Origin of the sequence: Rhizobium sp. WYJ-E13 (assembly GCF_018987265.1) — a bacterium.
Taxonomy (GTDB): Bacteria; Pseudomonadota; Alphaproteobacteria; order Rhizobiales; family Rhizobiaceae; genus Rhizobium.
The window spans coordinates 2,129,043-2,143,765 of the sequence record NZ_CP076853.1 but is presented as its reverse complement, the minus strand read 5'-3'; the positions used below and the strand labels follow the sequence as shown (position 1 = coordinate 2,143,765).

Here is a 14,723-nt window from a genome sequence, read left to right as displayed (position 1 = left end):
CTCATTCCTGTGCTCGTCACAGGAATCCAGCCGGCTTGCGTCGGCAAGCCGAGAGGACTCTTTCACGGAAAACCAGCGCGTTGCCTATCTGCGCGATAGCGCTCGCTAATAGACTTCAAGGAAAATAGTCTTTCCTGCCCAAGGACTTGGGCAGGCTGGATTCCTGTGACAAGCACAGGAATGAGGGGTGGGGAGGGTTGCGTTGGTGCCCAAAGTAAGCCTTGCCTTCTCGAGCGGATGTCGCGCAATGAAACACAGCCACCACCGAAGGGAAATATCGATATGAACCAATTCGAGTTCGATCGCTCGAATATGTTTGAGCCGCTCTTGCTGGCCGATCCATCCTTTCGAGGAAAATGGGAGGCCTTCCTGGCGACATTTCTGCCTGATGGAGACGAGCTACCGCTTTACCTGGCTCTCAATGACCTTGCGCGTCATCTGATTGAGCATCTCGAGGCAGGTGACACGAAGCGGTTAGATGCGGTCTTTGACGTCGTCGAACGCTGGCACATCAGCGGCGACGACTATGTCAAAGAAGCAGTGACGATCGGGCTGCTCGAAGACTTGCAGAACGAGCATTTTTACAACGTTGCTCAGCCTGAGGATTTTATTCCATGGTTGCGGTCAGAAACGAGCAAATGGTGGATCAAGGTCCAAGAATTCTGGACCGAGGGAAAGCTGATAGGGTGAGGTCGCAGTTGCTCGGGTAACTAAGCAGCGAGGCACGCTCTCACCCTACCTTCCGGCTGATAAACAACCCGGTCTCCTTGCCCACCTCAAGCACACCGCCGCCCGCCCGGAATGCCTCTGATATCGCCGCCCGAAACGCGGCGAGCTCGGCCTCATCAGCCCGATCCCCCGGCGGATAGGAGGTCAGCGCCAGAAACACATCTTCCGGCTCCGTTATCCGCATATGCGCCGGGTGTTCCGTCATCGTCACATTGCCGAACTGCGCCTGCATCAGCCGCTCTGCCGTCTCATAGCCGAAGGCCGCACCCGCCGGGTCGTAGGGCGGGCTGCCGAACACCGTCGTCAGTTTATACATGCCGCGCATGTTGCCCGCACCATTGGTGGTCACCGCAAGGTGACCGCCCGGTTTCAGCACGCGGTGCATTTCGGCAATCGCCTTAGCTTGATCGGCGACATGGTAGAGCATGTGCATGGCGATGACGGTATCGAAGGAGCCGTCTTCGAAGGGCAGGGCGGTGGCGTCGGCCTGCTTTCCTGTGACTTCGGCGAAGGCGAGCGGGTGGCAGCGCTCGAGTGCTTCCTGCAGCATGCCGGGGGAGAGATCGGCAAGGGTGAGGGCAAGATCATCGGGCAGTTCATTTACCACCGAAGCCCAGAACCAGCCGGGGCCGCAGCCGACATCCAGCACGCGATCTCCTGATTTGAGCGGCAGATGCCTCGCCACCCAGGGAAACCAGCCGGTTTCGGCGATCGTATATTCCCGGTTCAGGCGCCCGCGGGCGGCAAGCTTTTTGCTGTCGCTATATTGCTCTTCATTGCCTGTGGTGATGGATGACATGATTGGCCCCGGCTTCCCTCAATGTCAGATCGAATGAATGCGGCGGCTGATCCTGCACTTTTATAGTGTAGTGGGCAATGATGAGATCGGTTATGAGGTGGCGGATTGGCTGGTGTCGATGATGCGCCTTGCCCGCAGCAGCCCCAAGGAGACATTGTGAAGAACCGGATCTTTTTTATTCTCGTGTGCGCCTTTGTGCTGGTGGCGATTGCCGGCCTGATGATCAGTTCGGCCCGGCTGATCGGGCTCTTCTAGGCCTCCAGATTGAGCGGCGGTTCGCTCTGATCGCTGAATACCCGGTGCATCCAGACGGGAAAGCCACGTCTTGTGCCTATGAGGCGGTTGGCGGTAGACCTGAATACGCGAGCCGAAGCAGCCATCCGAGCGAAAGCAATATTGATGGCGGAATGAATAGGATGAGCGCGGCCAACTTGGTCCCCTTGTAAGCGCCGGCCGGGTCAGTCTGCGTCCAGCCCAAAGAGTTGTATTGCGCGACCGAAAGTTCAGCGAACGGCGTATCCTTATGTTCCGGCCAGAGAGCTTTGAATTGCTTCTCACCGTACCAGCAGGCCAGATCGTACGATTCATAGGGGTCGCGGTTCCATGGTTCGGCTGGATCGCGCATTTCATAGTCAACGGCAAATGTGCCACGGGCCTCAACGCAGCGTATCGGCAACTCGGTCAATGCGTAATCTTCGACCTTCGCCGTGCCCGTCCACCACGCGTCATTCGCAACGAGCGGCCAACACACCAGTGTAAGAGCGACGATCCACGCGAGCGTAAAATATTGCCATAGGTGCATGAACCTTTGCCATATCGTCATTCCGCTCTCTTCGAAGAGATGTTCGCCCTTGCATATTGGCCCCTCTGGGACTCTCGTACGGCCTCGATATTGAGGTACTTTTTCATGATTGAACAAAGGTGCGGCGCGGGAGTACTCTCGGATTTCACGATCATGTCGATCTCATCATCGCTTACTCCCAAATCCTTGGTCACGACGTCGTACATGGTTGCTATGTCCATTCTCTCAACCGGTGCTCGGTTTTTTCCGTCCTCGTAAGCAAGCCGCTGGATCTCCTGATAAGGCGAGTAGATGCGTTTTTCGTTGAGGATTGATACTGCCTTGAATGACAGTTGTTTGTGGAGCAGCTCGAAGCAGCCTTGCGGATAGTTTTCGCTAAAGAAGTCGATGATTTCAGCGCTTTTCTTGATCACCTGGATTGCTGCCGCATCACTGGCGCGCGAAAATGCACGGTTGCTGTATTTCCGCTGGACTGCGACCATCGCGTTTTGACCAGCTTCGGGATTCTCCGCCTGAAGCAGGCTGTCTATCCGAACCGCTTCATCCATATGATCTTTGAGGATCGCCTCCATCAGAGGATTTTCGGCTCCAATCTCGTTGATCCATAAATCGACGGTTGGCTTTTTTACATCTTCCGCAGCCGCGACCGATGCGATCAATCCGATAATAGCCAAAAACGATAGCAATCGTCTCATGTGTCGCTCCCCAAGCGCTGCAACTTCTGTATGTATAAGGAGCTATTGAGAAGAATAAACTACTCTTTTTCTGCTTGCTGCGTGTGCGATCTGGTTTTCACCTGTCAAAGCCCGGTCTCGTTACCTGCGGCTTCGCCTCAATGGCCTGCAACCACCAGATAGGCCGAGATCGTCAGCACCGAGAGCACCGTGGAGGCGAGCACGACGCGGCCGGTGAGGCTCGCCTCGCGGCCGTAGAATTCTGCCAGCATGAAGGGGCCGGTGCCGGTCGGGAGGGCTGCGAGCAGCACGGCGGTATGGGCGGCGGTCGGCGGCAGGTTGAGGAGCGGTGCGGCGATGACCCAGGTGACGGCGGGTTGCGCGATCAGCTTCAGGCCGACGAGAATGCTTGTCGTCGTTGCCCGGGCGCTCGCTTCGCCGGCCTTGGTGCCGGCGAGAAACAGGCCGAGCGCAATCAGCGCGCAGGGCGAGGCGGCACCGCCCAAGAGCTTCAGGAAGGCATGCACGGGGGCGGGAAGCGCCACACCCGAGACCATGACCAGCGCGCCGAGCGCGGGCGCGACGAGCAGCGGGTTTTTTGCCAGCGAGCGGGCAGTCTTGATGGCGATATCGCGTCGGCGATTTTCGGATTGCAGGCCGCCTTCGATGAGGATGATGGCGACGGCGAAGAGCACGCAGACGGTGAGAATGGTGGAGATCAGCGTCGGCGCCATGCCGGTGTCGCCGACCAGGGACAGGACGAGCGGAAAGCCGATGAAGCCGGTATTGGCGTAACTCGCGTTCAGCCCGTCGATCGCGGCATCGGCGAGATGCCGGCCTTTGGCGATGCGCCAGCAGAGCGTGGCGCCGAAGATGACGGCGCAGCCTGATGTAAACGCGAGAATGAAGCCCGGCTGCCAGATCTCGGCGGGCTTGGCATTGGCCATGATGTCGAAGAGCAGCGCCGGCAAGGCAAGATAGACGACCAGCCGGTTGACCTCCCGCGTGGCATTTTCGCCGAGCGCGCCGGTCTTGCGGGCAATCCAGCCGGCGAGGATGAGGGCGAAGATCGGCAGGACAATCGTCAGGTTCGTCAGCATGGGGCAACTCGGATGTCATTCTTGGCTGGGCGATCATTGCCTATCGCCTGGGATCGAGATAATCCAATGTCATCTTGGATGCTGATTGATACTTCTGGGGTATTGAATGGACACACGTCATATGCGCTATTTCGTGGCGCTGGCCGAAACGCTGCATTTCGGCCATGCGGCGGCGCGCATGAACATGAGCCAGCCGCCCTTCAGCCGGCAGATCGCGGCGATCGAGAAGCGGCTCGGCGCAAAACTCGTCGAGCGCAATTCGCGCAATGTGGCGCTGACGCCGGCCGGCCAGCATTTCCTTGCCGATTGCCGCGCCGTGCTTGATCAATTCGATGCCGCCTGCCGCGATGTGCAACTGGTCGCCGGCGGCATGAAGGGCGAGCTGAAGCTCGGCTTCATGATGCATGCCGCCCATAGCGTCATCCCGGCGCTGGTGCGGCTTTATTCCGAAGCGCGGCCGGATGTGCGCCTCATCCTCGAAGAGCGCATACCCACCGATATCGAGGAGATGCTGGCCGAAGGCAAACTTGATGCGGCCGTCACCTTCGGCGGCGGTCCTGCACCGCATCTGCGCACGCAACTGCTCGCCCGCGACCGGCTGTGCCTGATCGTGCCGTCGGGCCACAGGCTGGCTGATGCCGAAACCATCGGGCCGCAGTCGCTTGCGGGCGAAAGGCTGATCGCCGCGCCCGCAACCGTGGCGCCAACGCTGCGCACGGCGATCGGCCTCTATTGCGCATCCGGCGGCGTCATCCCGCATTATGCCTTCGAGCCGCGCCTGCAGCACACGATCATCCGGCTGGTGCAGGAGGGGCTGGGGGTGGCGCTGATCCCGCAATCGTTGTGCAGTGATCTTGCTGAGGGTGTGGTGTCGCGGGTGCTTGTGGATGCACCGGAATTCGATGTGGTGCTGTGCGCACCGCGAGCCGGCAGGAACCCGGCGGTGCCGGAGTTGTTCGAGGCGGCGGCTGGTGCGAGTGAGGATTAACGAATAGGGGCGTATCGTGGGGCTCACCCCCCTCTGTCCTGCCGGACTGGGGTCGAGCCACGGGTCTCGATCGGTCCTTCAGCACACTACCCGCTGCGCGTGGACGACCCGGCGGCTGCCAAATCAGCAGAAATCCGTACGGGCAGATGCCGTGGCGCCGGGAGCTCTGGATTGCAGGTGCGACAGCAGGCGCAGCGCTGCGGAGACGACGGGCCTGGCGGATGCCGGGTCGCTGGCGGAGATCTGCTCGCGGCAGGTCTTCAGCCGTCCCGAAACCTTGCCGATTTCGGCGTGCAGCGAGGCGTTGCCGGCAGCCGCCGCGTCGGATGAGGCCGTGGCAAGATGGGCGACCAGCAGCTCGATGATGGCGAGGCGTTCTTCCTGCGGCATGGATTCGAAGGGTACCGGCATGTGTTTCCCTTCAGAGCGAACAGGACAGCTCGTTTAAAACGTGCCTCACGCCACCGACGCCCCACGCCACATCCGCCGCCCGCTCGATCTGGGTGTAGAGCGGCACCCATCCCGCAAGGGTGACGCCGCCATCATGCGCCGATACGAAAATATAGGTCGCATCGATATCGCCCGCGCGGTGAAGCGATGCCGAGACTTCGGATTCCAGATCGGCCGCATTGGCCGGTCTGGAATGCACGAGCTGCAGATGCCGTTCACCTACGGGCGTATCCGTTCTCTTGCGCATCATGCTGCCGGCGCGGCGCCGACCGGCGGCAGGCCCTGGATGGCAAAGCGGCGCTTGACGAAGGGATCGGCCACGCCGGAATAATCGCTGGCATTCTGAAGCGCTGCCATGAGGATCGTTTCATGGCGGATGCCGCTTGCGAACAGCGAACGGATCTGGGTTGCAGCATGCACGAACAGCGCCGGCTCGGCAGCCTGGTCATATCCGGCTCGATGGAGCACACGGGCCAGCAGATTCATATCGTCGCTGTCAAGAACGGTTTCGCCGGCCGAAGACATCGTAATTGGGGACATCGCGATTGGATGCATCAGGATCGTGGAAGACATTCAGTCCTCCTTCTGGTCGGGGCCAGGGTGTGGATGCCCTTAACCAACAGCGCCCGTGAAAATGGCTGCTGACCCGATCAAGATGCGCCCTTTTTGCTGCCTCCACAACAGCCGGCGAAATTAATAAAAATAAAATATACCTTGTTCCGAACACAAATGCTCCCTATGTTCAGCTTATCGAATTTGCTTCGTCAGCTTCGTTTCTGCGCAAGATGCGCATTGGCTAATCTTTCCTCTCAAGCTCGACCATTTATCGCCTGCACACAGCGGGCTTGGTAATTCTTTGCGATTGAAAGGAAATGGTGCATGAATACTGGTATCGTCAAATTCTTCAACACGGCCAAGGGCTTTGGCTTCATCTCGCCGACCGACGGCTCGCCGGATGTGTTCGTTCACATTTCGGCTGTCGAGCAGTCCGGCATGTCTGCGCTGCGCGAAGGCCAGTCGGTGACTTTCGAGTTGGTCCGCGACAGCCGCAGCGGCAAGAACGCGGCGCAGAACCTCGGTTCTGCATAATCAATCGGCTCGCACCCCGCTTTGACCACGGATGTACTGGCACTGCGGATATGCGAACCTTGGAAAGGTCGGGCCAGTCCCGGCCTTTTTGTTTTCAAGCCGGTTTGTTCAGGAGAACAACAATGACGAAGACGAATGCTGCAGCGCTTCTTAGACGTGCCGCGCGCCAGGTGGCCAACACCAGCGGCGGCGGGCACCTGGGAGGCACCAATTTCGGTCAGGCCTTCGATGCAAAGACATCTTCCGCCAAGGACAAGAGCGATAAAACCCGCAGGCCGCCGCGCGGGAAATAACAGTCTGGCGGGCGAGCCGGCCGTACCAGGAGACCGAGCGTTTTCATGGGTGTCTGTCGGGGTGAGATCATCCATCTCTCACCCCTTGCCATTCCACCGCAGCCCGCGCTATATATCGACCTCGATGGGGATGGAGTACCCCCGAAACCGCCGTAAAGGCTGATGACTCCTACCGTGTTCAACCGCGGTGGGAATCTGTCCGGAGCCCGCTGCAAGGCGGGTTTTTTATTGCCCGTCCGAGATTTTTGGAGCGAGCATGTCGTTTTATACCTGTCTCATCGTCATGGCCGGCGGCGCCTTGGGCACTTTCGCCCGCTACGCCGTCTCTGTCCTCGCCATGCCGATCAGCCGTGGTCTGCCCTGGGGCACGATCATCATCAATATTACAGGCTCGCTGGTGATCGGCTTTTTCAGCGCGCTGACGCTCGCCAACGGTCGCTTCCCGGTCTCCGATACCATGCGCCTTTTCGTGATCGTCGGCTTCTGTGGCGGCTATACGACCTTCTCCTCCTTCAGCCTGCAGACGCTCGATCTGCTGCGATCAGGTGCCGTGGTGCGGGCCTGCATCAATGTTGCGGCGTCCGTCGTGCTCTGCATCGCGGCGGTGGCTGTCGGCCATTTCATCGCGACGCGGATCAACAGCGGCGCGCCTGATGTGGCGCAAGTGACGATCGAGGAGCAGGCGTAAGAAGAGCCCATTGCGGCGCCGTCAGCCAGTTCCCGTTCCTTGGCGTCCATCACGCCTCCCGCGCTGTCTCGGAACCCTTTCGAAACTATGACGCTGGGTCCGGCCCAAGAGGTCTTTCGCGGGTTTTTTCGGTCTCGGCTCGAAGCCTGTTGCAGGTCGGCTGGGGATGTCGCGGGAAGCGGGTGCAGCTGCAGGGGGAAGAAACTATCCTGCCAATGGGAAAGCCCATGACAAGCGCAATCGATCCGCCGGGCATGGTGCCCGGCGGATCGAGGAGCCGTTAATTCCCTGTCGAGGTCGGGGCGGAGTAGGACAGGGAATCACGGATCTGATCGATTTTGCCGTCGGCTTCTCCAACGCCGAGGATGGTCTTGGCCTCGGCGAGGACCTCTGGGCTCACTTCGCCGCTGCGCGTTGCGGAAGCCAGCGCATCCTCCAATGCCGCGTCGCCGAGGACCGGGTCGTCGACTGAAGGCTCGATGCCGTTATCGAGTTCAAACTGGGCATAGGCCATCGCATAGGCGGCGATCGCGGTCATCTTCGGATCGGACGTGTGCATATAGGCCTTGTAGCTGCGGTTGAGAGAGTTCAGGCCCTTTAGCTCGGAGGCGAGGTTCTTTTGCTTGATATCGGCTGCGGCGTTTTTCGCAGTGAGCGATTTCGTCTTCGCCTCGCCGGATTTGCCCTTCGCGGATTTAGAACCGTCGTGCGATGAAATGCCCATCCGGGAAGTGCCGGACTGGTGGCCGCGGTATTCGTGACTGCCGCTTTGTCCGCCACCGTTGCCGCCGCCATTGCTGCTGCCGCCACCGCCGCCGTTGCCTCCGCCATTACCGCCGCCGTTGCCGCCACCGTTTCCACCGCCTTTTGCCATGGCGGCAATATCGGCGCCGGTGATCGTCAGCGGGCTGGACGCCATGATCATCGAAAGTGCGGCTATGGACGCAAGAGTTGCGATACGCATCCGGATCTCCTCGCAGGATAATTCATCAAAAATCGTGAGATAGCCGACTCGGGATGGCCGCTATCGAATGAAGGCGATGTTAGGCGCGAAACGCGGGGCGTGCATCGGACCGAGGTCCGGCATCCGCCGGACTATGGTCTTAGAGAGCGGGAGATGGTTAACGGGTTTCAGTGTCGGCTGGCAGGCCGCCGATCCGGAATCGGGTGGCTGCCGCTTCTCATATTTCCTACCCCTCCATGACCATCAAAACAGGAGGTTTGGATATGGAACTGGACGGCAAGATCATCATCATTTCCGGCGCGAGCAGCGGCATCGGAGCGGCCGCCGCCCGGCTGTTTGCGGGGAGGGGCGCGAAACTCGTGCTCGGCGCGCGGCGGGCACAGAACCTCTCGGCGCTGGTTTCCGAGATCAATGAAAGCGGCGGCACGGCCGTGTCTCTCGCCGGTGATGTGCGCGACGAGACCTACGCGAAGGCGCTGGTCGACCGGGCGCTCGATGCTTTCGGCCGGCTCGACGGCGCTTTCAACAATGCCGGCATAGTCGGCGAGATGGGGGCGTTTTCGGAGATGAGCGTGGCCAATTGGGAGGCGGTGACTTCCACGAACCTGACGAGCGCCTTCTTTGCGCTGAAGGCGCAGCTGCCGGTCATGAAAGCGCAGCGCAGCGGCTCGATCGTCTTCACCTCGTCCTTCGTCGGATACAGCAATGGCGGCTTGCCGGGCATGGGGGCCTATGCAGCTTCCAAGGCGGGCCTGATCGGCCTCGTGCAATCGGTCGCCGCCGATTACGCGGCCGATGGCATCCGGATCAACAGCTTGCTTCCCGGCGGCACCATCACGCCTGCCGGCGGGGAGAATAACCCCGAATTCCTCGATTATATCTCGGGCCTGCATCCGATGAAGCGGATGGCCGCGGCTCAAGAGATCGCGCAGGCAGCGCTCTTCCTGTTGTCGGACCAGTCGAGCTTCATGACCGGCAGCCCGATGATCGTCGATGGTGGGATGTCGGTTCGGCTGCTGTAGCAAAGGCGGGGAACGCGCTGATGTCCCATACGGGGCACCAGCGCTTCACGCCGCGTTCAATTCCTGACATATTTGCGGAAGGGACAGCCAACCGTCGTGGATATTGCGTCATGAGCTCGCAGACACGTGAGAAAAGCAACCTGCATGCACCGACCGGTTCCGTGACAGGGCTTTGCTCTGCGTCCGCCACCATGTTTGCAGTCGGAATGGCCTTTCTGGGTTACTGGGGGGTCTATGAACAGGGGAGCTGGCGTGCAGTCGATTATCTTGTGATGACTGTGGCTGTCATCGGATTTGCAGCACTTGGTTGCGTGCCCTGGATCGTGACCACACCTGTCGCGGAGGACGAGGCAGACAAGGTCGCCGTCGCCAGGCGAGCGATGGCACTGGGGACGGGGTTAATCTGGACGGCCGTCTGCATTACCGTATTTGCCTGAGTTGCCCTGCGTGGTGTGGCTGTTTTAGCAGAGGCTGCCTCTAGCGGCGGTAGCACCGCCCGAGGCAGGTTACGGACTATTATGCCTTGGCCGATGTCCGTTCGAAGGCGCCAACGAAGACAACGGCCATGGCTGACAGCATCAGCCCGCCGGCGAGCAGGAAGGTCAGCCGCATGCCGGCTGAGATCGCCGCCGGCGCCGCATGGATGAAATCCTGCGTGCCGGCGCCATAGGCGAAGACGGCGCCCATGAGGGATGCGCCTGACATCAGGCCGATATTGCGCGACAGGCCGAGCAGGCCGGAGGCCGTGCCGCGCCGGTCCTTCGGCACATCGGCAAGGGCTGCCGTATTGTTGGCAGCCTGGAAAAGCTGGTAGCCGGGTGTGAGCACGATGATGGCGGCGACATAGCCCGCGACGCCTGAAAGCCCAGGCAGGATCGCCAGCAGGAAAGCGCCGGCGGCGAGCATCGCAAGGCCGATCGACAGGACGCGGGCAGCACCCCAGGCATCGACCAGCCGGCCGGAGGGCACGCCGCTGGCGATGGAGATGACCGGGCCGACGGACATGACGAGGCCGACCCAGGCCGGCTTCAAACCAAGCGCCAGGCCGAGATAGAAGGGGCCGACCACCAGCGTCGTCATCATCACGGCGGCGACCACGATGTTGACGACGAGATTGGGGACGAGGCGCCGTTCCAGCATGGCAAGCAGGCCCGCCGGGCGCGTCTTGCCCCTGGCCCTGTCAGCCGGCAGTGTCGCGATGGCGAGGATCAGCGCCAGACCCGCCAGCGGAACCTGCACCCAGAAAATGCCGCGCCAGCCGGCAAGCGGGATCAATACGCCGCCGAGCGACGGGCCAAGCGCCGTGCCAAGCGCGGAGACGGTGCCGAGCAGGCCCATGGCGCGTCCGATGCGCGCCTCGCTCGCCGTCTCGCGCATCAGCGCCATCGAGAGCGTCATCAGGAAGGCCGCGCCGACGCCTTGAGCGGCGCGCGCCGCCATCAGCAGCGTCAGATCGGGTGCCATGGCCGAAAGCAACGAGGCGATGGCAAACAGGCCGAGGCCCGCAAGCTGCATGCGCTTCAGCCCATAGAGATCGCCGAGCCGGCCGACGATGACGACCGAGATCGTCAGGGCCGCGAGATAGGCAACGACGACGCTCTGCACCTGGGCGAAGGGCGCCGAAAAATCCTCCGCGAGTTTGGGCAGGGCGATGTTGGCGATGCTGGTGCCGAGCGAGGCGAGCAGCATCGAGAGCGACAGCGTCAGTGTGGCGCCTCGTCTTGCCGCGTTCTCCGATCCGGTTATTTCTGCCTGTTGCATATCGATATCCTCTTGCTTGAAATGTCGTTCAAGAGCAGGCTACCAATTCAAGCCGACTTGAGGTCAAGCATGAAATTTCTGGATATCGGAGAGGTCTCCGCACGAAGCGGAATCAAGCCTTCGGCGTTGCGCTATTACGAGGAGGTCGGGCTCATCACTTCGGTCTTCCGCCACGGCTTGCGCCGGCAGTTTCCGCCAGAGGTGCTGTTGCAGCTGACGCTGATTTCGATGGGCAAGACGGCCGGTTTCTCGCTCACGGAAATTTCCGGCATGTTCGGCGGGACCGGCGGCCCGGATTTGCCGCGCGCAACGCTCCACGAGAAGGCCGACGAGATCGACCGCCAGATCCGCCAGCTCTCGGCGCTGCGCGACACGCTGCGGCACGTGGCCGAATGCCCGGCGCCCTCGCATATGGAATGCCCGACCTTTCGCCGGCTGGTGGAGGTGGCGGGCAAGCGGGCGAGTGCCGGCAAGGCGGCGCGCAAGGGGAAGGGCGGCTAAGGATCGGGGCACCGAAGCCCCGATCGATACGGTACTCAGCCGAGTTCCTCAGCAAGCCCGATGAGAATCCCTTCAGGCCCGCGGATGTAGCAGAGCCGGTACGCCTCCTGATACTGCACGACTTCGCCGACGAGTTCGGCACCGCGATTGCGGAGCCTTTCAAGTGTGTCATCGATGTTATCGACGGCGAACATGACGCGGAGGTAGCCGAGCGCGTTGACCGGTGCGTTGCGATGATCCGCGACGACATCAGGCGCGAGGAAGCGGGAGAGCTCCAGCCGGCTGTGTCCGTCAGGTGTGCGCATCATGGCGATCTCGACACGCTGATCGCCCAGTCCGGTGATGCGTCCGGCCCATTCTCCCTCGATCATGGCCCGTCCTTCGAGATTGAGGCCGAGTTCGCGAAAGAAATCGATCGTCACATCCAGGTCTTCGACGACGATTCCTACATTGTCCATCCGCTTGAGCGCCATGTTTTCAATCTCCAAACTATCGTTTCAATTTCCGAAGTATTGCCTCGTCGACCAAAGAACGTTTGAGGCAGGCCAATACCGACAGCCATCCACGCCCGATCGGCTGTTTTCCAATTAGCAAGCTTGAAACATGCACCGCCTCGGCGGAAGGTCGGGATGCGGTCCTCCATCGCGGGCAGACGAGAGGGCGGAAGCAAAAAAATCGAGCGCCGTGTCGGATCGGCCAGATCAGGCCCGTCCTAGAGGCATTGCCAAAGTTCAATCCAAAGGGAGAATCATCATGCCAAGCACAATTCGCCTTCACCGCGTCCTGGCAACCACCCCGGACAAGGTCTACCGCGCCTTCCTGGAAGCCGATGCCGTTGCCAAGTGGCTTCCCCCCAACGGCTTTGTCTGCACGGTCCACCATCTGGAACCGATCGTGGGTGGCACACACAAGATGTCTTTCCGCAACTTCACCACCGGCCACAGCCATTCCTTCGGCGGCGAGTATCTGGAGCTCGTTCCCGGCCAGAAGCTTCGCTACACCGACAAGTTCGACGACGCCAACCTGCCCGGCGAAATGGACGTGACGGTGACCCTGACGAAGGTTTCGGTCGGCACCGAACTCCATGTGGTGCAGGCCGGCATCCCTGACCTCATCCCGCCGGAGGCCTGCTATCTCGGCTGGCAGGAATCGCTACGCAACCTCGCCCGTCTCGTCGAGCCTGATATTCAGGAATAGGCGTCGGGACTTAAAGGGAGGCCGGGTCTGGAAGCTGCTTTCGTACCCGGCCTTTTGCGTGTGTGCTCCTGCCCGCTACAAAGGGCGAAAAGGGGTGACGGAACCGGTTGCGGATTGCGCTTTCGGGGGAAGGGATTTCGAACCGCCGAGGCCCTGCGTGTCGGCTATTCTGGCAAGCTCCAGATCCTCCGGAAAGGTGTAGACCTCGGCGAGCGAGCGATCCAGCAGAGCCATTTCCGTTTCAAGGGCAGGCCGGCGGAATTCGGGCAGGACCTGCAGCGCATATTCCAGCACGGCCCGCAGGCGGCGGGCGATCTGAAAGTTTTCGGCGCCGTAGAGCCTGATTTCGCTGAAGGTCAGCTTTACGAAATCCTCCCAGTCCGGGGTCCTGCAGATGAGCCGCAATTCGCCGGCCGGATTGAAGATCTCCTCCCTACCGAGGTCGCGCTTGCCGACGAAGCAGAGCAGGCGCTGCAGCTGATCGATCGCGAGCACGGCCGTTGTCGGATCGTTGATGGCTTTCGAAAGCGCCTTGATCGCGATGTCGACGATGATCCGGAAGGCGAAGGTCGCGTCCTGTTCGAGGGTGCGTTCCGGCCCGAAGGCAATCAGCGATTTCAGCTTGTCTTCGTCCGGGGACAGGATGCCGTACAGCCGGAAGAGGGGCTCGCCGGAGGCGACGAAATCGCCGATGCGCGGGACGAGCTCGATGACGGAGCGGGTTTTCTCTGCCTGCGCAAGAAGGCGGCTTTTGTTGACGGCAAGCACGATGGCAGGCCGCCCCCGGTAGAGGATGACCCTGTCCGGCTGGGTGTCGGGGCGCAGGTGCGTGGTGACCGTGTCGGCTTCGGCTTTTGCCATCGCGGGATAGACGTCTTCGATGACAGCGCGACCTTCCTCGCTGACGCGCAGGACGATGCTGACGGGACGCAGCAGACGGGCGGCGTAGTCGATCAGATAGAGGAAGGCGGCGATGGACAGAAAACCGAGAAAGGCCACGATCTCCACGATGGTCTGCGGTACGGCGGCTTCCAGCCGTATCAGTGCGCCTGTCGAAAAGAGCAGGGTGAATGTAAAAAGCCCGACGGTTAAGCGGATGGCGTTGTCGCTCAGCAACGTCGTCGCAATGATCCTCGGCGTCAGCTGGCCGCCAGCAATCTGGATCGCCACCAGCAGCGAGCCGAAGGTGAAGACGACGAATGTCAGCGTCATCGTAACGATCGTCTCGAGCAGCCTTTGGGTGCCATCCATGCCCCAAGGCCAAGGTTCGATCCAGCCAAGCCACGGCTCCAGCAGAGAGACGGTGCGGATCGCCAGGATATAGAGGAGCAGGGCTATGAACGGCACCAGCCACAGCGACGACTTGATGTAGCTCTTCAGGCTATACAGCCGGTTCCAGCCCATGTTCGGCCCCCTTAGAGCGCTGTGCGTCCATTCGGACGCACAGAGGATACTCTAGCTCTTTGAATCTGCGCATCAGGCTTTCCGAAAATCGATCCCGATTTTCGGGCCGATGCTGTAGTGTCCGGTCGCCGCCCGGATATGCCCGCGAGACAGACCCTGCAATTATGCATGAACCGGCGCGACTGCCACGTATGTTACTGTAGACACGGGACGTGGGTCGCACCGGTTCCCGGCGCAATGCCGATCCTCAGCTTGCCGAAAC

General features: G+C 61.0%; 21 protein-coding genes and 1 riboswitch. Of the genes, 10 read left to right on the top strand and 11 right to left on the bottom strand.

Going from position 1 to position 14,723, the window contains the following annotated elements:
* Window positions 1-282 precede the first annotated feature (282 nt).
* Window positions 283-690 (top strand): hypothetical protein, encoded by a 408-nt coding sequence (locus KQ933_RS10840; protein ID WP_216758774.1) that lies wholly within the window; start codon window positions 283-285, stop codon window positions 688-690.
* 40 nt (window positions 691-730) lie between these two features.
* Here the strand turns inward: KQ933_RS10840 and KQ933_RS10835 are convergent, their stop codons facing one another.
* Window positions 731-1,528 (bottom strand): class I SAM-dependent methyltransferase, encoded by a 798-nt coding sequence (locus KQ933_RS10835; protein WP_216758773.1) that lies wholly within the window; start codon window positions 1,526-1,528, stop codon window positions 731-733.
* A 105-nt stretch (window positions 1,529-1,633) separates the two neighbouring features.
* Between KQ933_RS10835 and KQ933_RS10830 the strand changes: the two genes are divergently transcribed.
* Window positions 1,634-1,783 (top strand): hypothetical protein, encoded by a 150-nt coding sequence (locus tag KQ933_RS10830; RefSeq protein WP_216758772.1) that lies wholly within the window; start codon window positions 1,634-1,636, stop codon window positions 1,781-1,783.
* Between the two features lie 76 nt (window positions 1,784-1,859).
* Here KQ933_RS10830 and KQ933_RS10825 read toward each other — a convergent pair whose 3' ends face one another.
* From KQ933_RS10825 to KQ933_RS10815, 3 genes are all read right to left on the bottom strand, one after another.
* The gene (locus tag KQ933_RS10825; RefSeq protein WP_216758771.1) at window positions 1,860-2,351 is read right to left on the bottom strand and encodes a hypothetical protein; all 492 of its coding nucleotides are present in this window, start codon (window positions 2,349-2,351) and stop codon (window positions 1,860-1,862) included.
* Window positions 2,348-3,025, bottom strand: coding sequence for a hypothetical protein (locus tag KQ933_RS10820; protein ID WP_216758770.1), 678 nt, complete (start codon window positions 3,023-3,025; stop codon window positions 2,348-2,350). Before KQ933_RS10820 ends, KQ933_RS10825 begins: the two co-directional genes overlap by 4 nt.
* Window positions 3,026-3,162: 137 nt before the next feature.
* Window positions 3,163-4,104, bottom strand: a complete 942-nt coding sequence (locus KQ933_RS10815; RefSeq protein ID WP_216758769.1) for an AEC family transporter — start codon at window positions 4,102-4,104, stop codon at window positions 3,163-3,165.
* 106 nt (window positions 4,105-4,210) lie between these two features.
* On the opposite strand from KQ933_RS10815, the gene KQ933_RS10810 reads away from it, so the two are divergent.
* Entirely contained in the window at window positions 4,211-5,092 is an 882-nt protein-coding gene (locus KQ933_RS10810; protein WP_216758768.1) for a LysR family transcriptional regulator, read from the top strand.
* A 123-nt stretch (window positions 5,093-5,215) separates the two neighbouring features.
* Here the strand turns inward: KQ933_RS10810 and KQ933_RS10805 are convergent, their stop codons facing one another.
* The 3 genes from KQ933_RS10805 to KQ933_RS10795 are packed head-to-tail and all read right to left on the bottom strand — an operon-like array spanning window position 5,216 to window position 6,115.
* A complete protein-coding gene (locus KQ933_RS10805) occupies window positions 5,216-5,503 on the bottom strand; it encodes a hypothetical protein (RefSeq protein WP_216758767.1) in 288 nt (95 codons plus the stop codon).
* A 10-nt stretch (window positions 5,504-5,513) separates the two neighbouring features.
* A complete protein-coding gene (locus KQ933_RS10800; RefSeq protein ID WP_216758766.1) occupies window positions 5,514-5,789 on the bottom strand; it encodes a BON domain-containing protein in 276 nt (91 codons plus the stop codon).
* Entirely contained in the window at window positions 5,789-6,115 is a 327-nt protein-coding gene (locus tag KQ933_RS10795; RefSeq protein ID WP_216758765.1) for a hypothetical protein, read from the bottom strand. Before KQ933_RS10795 ends, KQ933_RS10800 begins: the two co-directional genes overlap by 1 nt.
* Before the next feature lie 306 nt (window positions 6,116-6,421).
* Here KQ933_RS10795 and KQ933_RS10790 point away from each other — a divergent pair, with 306 nt between their 5' ends.
* The 3 genes from KQ933_RS10790 (at window position 6,422) to crcB (ending at window position 7,612) form a co-directional block, all read left to right on the top strand.
* Window positions 6,422-6,631 (top strand): cold-shock protein, encoded by a 210-nt coding sequence (locus tag KQ933_RS10790; RefSeq protein WP_183736320.1) that lies wholly within the window; start codon window positions 6,422-6,424, stop codon window positions 6,629-6,631.
* Between the two features lie 122 nt (window positions 6,632-6,753).
* Entirely contained in the window at window positions 6,754-6,924 is a 171-nt protein-coding gene (locus KQ933_RS10785) for a hypothetical protein (protein WP_216758764.1), read from the top strand.
* Window positions 6,925-7,041: 117 nt separating this feature from the next.
* Window positions 7,042-7,103: riboswitch (Fluoride riboswitch) on the top strand.
* A 77-nt stretch (window positions 7,104-7,180) separates the two neighbouring features.
* A complete protein-coding gene (crcB, locus tag KQ933_RS10780; RefSeq protein ID WP_216758763.1) occupies window positions 7,181-7,612 on the top strand; it encodes a fluoride efflux transporter CrcB in 432 nt (143 codons plus the stop codon).
* A gap of 280 nt (window positions 7,613-7,892) precedes the next feature.
* On the opposite strand, the gene KQ933_RS10775 is transcribed toward crcB, so the two are convergent.
* Window positions 7,893-8,576 (bottom strand): hypothetical protein, encoded by a 684-nt coding sequence (locus KQ933_RS10775; RefSeq protein ID WP_216758762.1) that lies wholly within the window; start codon window positions 8,574-8,576, stop codon window positions 7,893-7,895.
* A gap of 263 nt (window positions 8,577-8,839) precedes the next feature.
* Between KQ933_RS10775 and KQ933_RS10770 the strand changes: the two genes are divergently transcribed.
* Entirely contained in the window at window positions 8,840-9,598 is a 759-nt protein-coding gene (locus KQ933_RS10770) for an SDR family oxidoreductase (protein WP_216758761.1), read from the top strand.
* Between the two features lie 110 nt (window positions 9,599-9,708).
* Window positions 9,709-10,035 carry a hypothetical protein gene (locus KQ933_RS10765; RefSeq protein WP_216758760.1) on the top strand — a complete coding sequence of 109 codons (327 nt, stop codon included), beginning with the start codon at window positions 9,709-9,711 and terminating at the stop codon, window positions 10,033-10,035.
* A gap of 79 nt (window positions 10,036-10,114) precedes the next feature.
* On the opposite strand, the gene KQ933_RS10760 is transcribed toward KQ933_RS10765, so the two are convergent.
* Complete coding sequence (locus KQ933_RS10760) at window positions 10,115-11,359, bottom strand: MFS transporter (RefSeq protein WP_216758759.1); 1,245 nt, start codon at window positions 11,357-11,359, stop codon at window positions 10,115-10,117.
* Window positions 11,360-11,428: 69 nt separating this feature from the next.
* Here KQ933_RS10760 and KQ933_RS10755 point away from each other — a divergent pair, with 69 nt between their 5' ends.
* Entirely contained in the window at window positions 11,429-11,860 is a 432-nt protein-coding gene (locus tag KQ933_RS10755) for a helix-turn-helix domain-containing protein (protein WP_216758758.1), read from the top strand.
* A 35-nt stretch (window positions 11,861-11,895) separates the two neighbouring features.
* Here KQ933_RS10755 and KQ933_RS10750 read toward each other — a convergent pair whose 3' ends face one another.
* On the bottom strand, window positions 11,896-12,333 hold the full coding sequence (locus tag KQ933_RS10750; protein WP_216758757.1) for a VOC family protein: 438 nt from the start codon (window positions 12,331-12,333) through the stop codon (window positions 11,896-11,898).
* Window positions 12,334-12,613: 280 nt separating this feature from the next.
* On the opposite strand from KQ933_RS10750, the gene KQ933_RS10745 reads away from it, so the two are divergent.
* Window positions 12,614-13,057: an SRPBCC family protein gene (locus KQ933_RS10745; RefSeq protein WP_216758756.1), complete on the top strand. Its 444-nt coding sequence runs from the start codon at window positions 12,614-12,616 to the stop codon at window positions 13,055-13,057.
* A gap of 75 nt (window positions 13,058-13,132) precedes the next feature.
* On the opposite strand, the gene KQ933_RS10740 is transcribed toward KQ933_RS10745, so the two are convergent.
* Window positions 13,133-14,461: a DUF2254 domain-containing protein gene (locus KQ933_RS10740; RefSeq protein ID WP_216758755.1), complete on the bottom strand. Its 1,329-nt coding sequence runs from the start codon at window positions 14,459-14,461 to the stop codon at window positions 13,133-13,135.
* Window positions 14,462-14,723: the final 262 nt, after the last annotated feature.

What these genes read in the sequence shown, in the direction of transcription:
- KQ933_RS10820 (WP_216758770.1), bottom strand. Translation starts at nt 3,025, where the DNA reads ATGAGACGATTGCTATCGTTTTTGGCTATTATCGGATTGATCGCATCG.
- KQ933_RS10805 (WP_216758767.1), bottom strand. Translation starts at nt 5,503, where the DNA reads ATGCCGGTACCCTTCGAATCCATGCCGCAGGAAGAACGCCTCGCCATC.
- crcB (WP_216758763.1), top strand. Translation starts at nt 7,181, where the DNA reads ATGTCGTTTTATACCTGTCTCATCGTCATGGCCGGCGGCGCCTTGGGC.
- KQ933_RS10750 (WP_216758757.1), bottom strand. Translation starts at nt 12,333, where the DNA reads ATGGCGCTCAAGCGGATGGACAATGTAGGAATCGTCGTCGAAGACCTG.
- KQ933_RS10790 (WP_183736320.1), top strand. Translation starts at nt 6,422, where the DNA reads ATGAATACTGGTATCGTCAAATTCTTCAACACGGCCAAGGGCTTTGGC.
- KQ933_RS10765 (WP_216758760.1), top strand. Translation starts at nt 9,709, where the DNA reads ATGAGCTCGCAGACACGTGAGAAAAGCAACCTGCATGCACCGACCGGT.
- KQ933_RS10755 (WP_216758758.1), top strand. Translation starts at nt 11,429, where the DNA reads ATGAAATTTCTGGATATCGGAGAGGTCTCCGCACGAAGCGGAATCAAG.
- KQ933_RS10840 (WP_216758774.1), top strand. Translation starts at nt 283, where the DNA reads ATGAACCAATTCGAGTTCGATCGCTCGAATATGTTTGAGCCGCTCTTG.
- KQ933_RS10835 (WP_216758773.1), bottom strand. Translation starts at nt 1,528, where the DNA reads ATGTCATCCATCACCACAGGCAATGAAGAGCAATATAGCGACAGCAAA.
- KQ933_RS10825 (WP_216758771.1), bottom strand. Translation starts at nt 2,351, where the DNA reads ATGACGATATGGCAAAGGTTCATGCACCTATGGCAATATTTTACGCTC.
- KQ933_RS10760 (WP_216758759.1), bottom strand. Translation starts at nt 11,359, where the DNA reads ATGCAACAGGCAGAAATAACCGGATCGGAGAACGCGGCAAGACGAGGC.
- KQ933_RS10770 (WP_216758761.1), top strand. Translation starts at nt 8,840, where the DNA reads ATGGAACTGGACGGCAAGATCATCATCATTTCCGGCGCGAGCAGCGGC.
- KQ933_RS10740 (WP_216758755.1), bottom strand. Translation starts at nt 14,461, where the DNA reads ATGGGCTGGAACCGGCTGTATAGCCTGAAGAGCTACATCAAGTCGTCG.
- KQ933_RS10800 (WP_216758766.1), bottom strand. Translation starts at nt 5,789, where the DNA reads ATGCGCAAGAGAACGGATACGCCCGTAGGTGAACGGCATCTGCAGCTC.
- KQ933_RS10745 (WP_216758756.1), top strand. Translation starts at nt 12,614, where the DNA reads ATGCCAAGCACAATTCGCCTTCACCGCGTCCTGGCAACCACCCCGGAC.
- KQ933_RS10795 (WP_216758765.1), bottom strand. Translation starts at nt 6,115, where the DNA reads ATGTCTTCCACGATCCTGATGCATCCAATCGCGATGTCCCCAATTACG.
- KQ933_RS10815 (WP_216758769.1), bottom strand. Translation starts at nt 4,104, where the DNA reads ATGCTGACGAACCTGACGATTGTCCTGCCGATCTTCGCCCTCATCCTC.
- KQ933_RS10810 (WP_216758768.1), top strand. Translation starts at nt 4,211, where the DNA reads ATGGACACACGTCATATGCGCTATTTCGTGGCGCTGGCCGAAACGCTG.
- KQ933_RS10775 (WP_216758762.1), bottom strand. Translation starts at nt 8,576, where the DNA reads ATGCGTATCGCAACTCTTGCGTCCATAGCCGCACTTTCGATGATCATG.
- KQ933_RS10785 (WP_216758764.1), top strand. Translation starts at nt 6,754, where the DNA reads ATGACGAAGACGAATGCTGCAGCGCTTCTTAGACGTGCCGCGCGCCAG.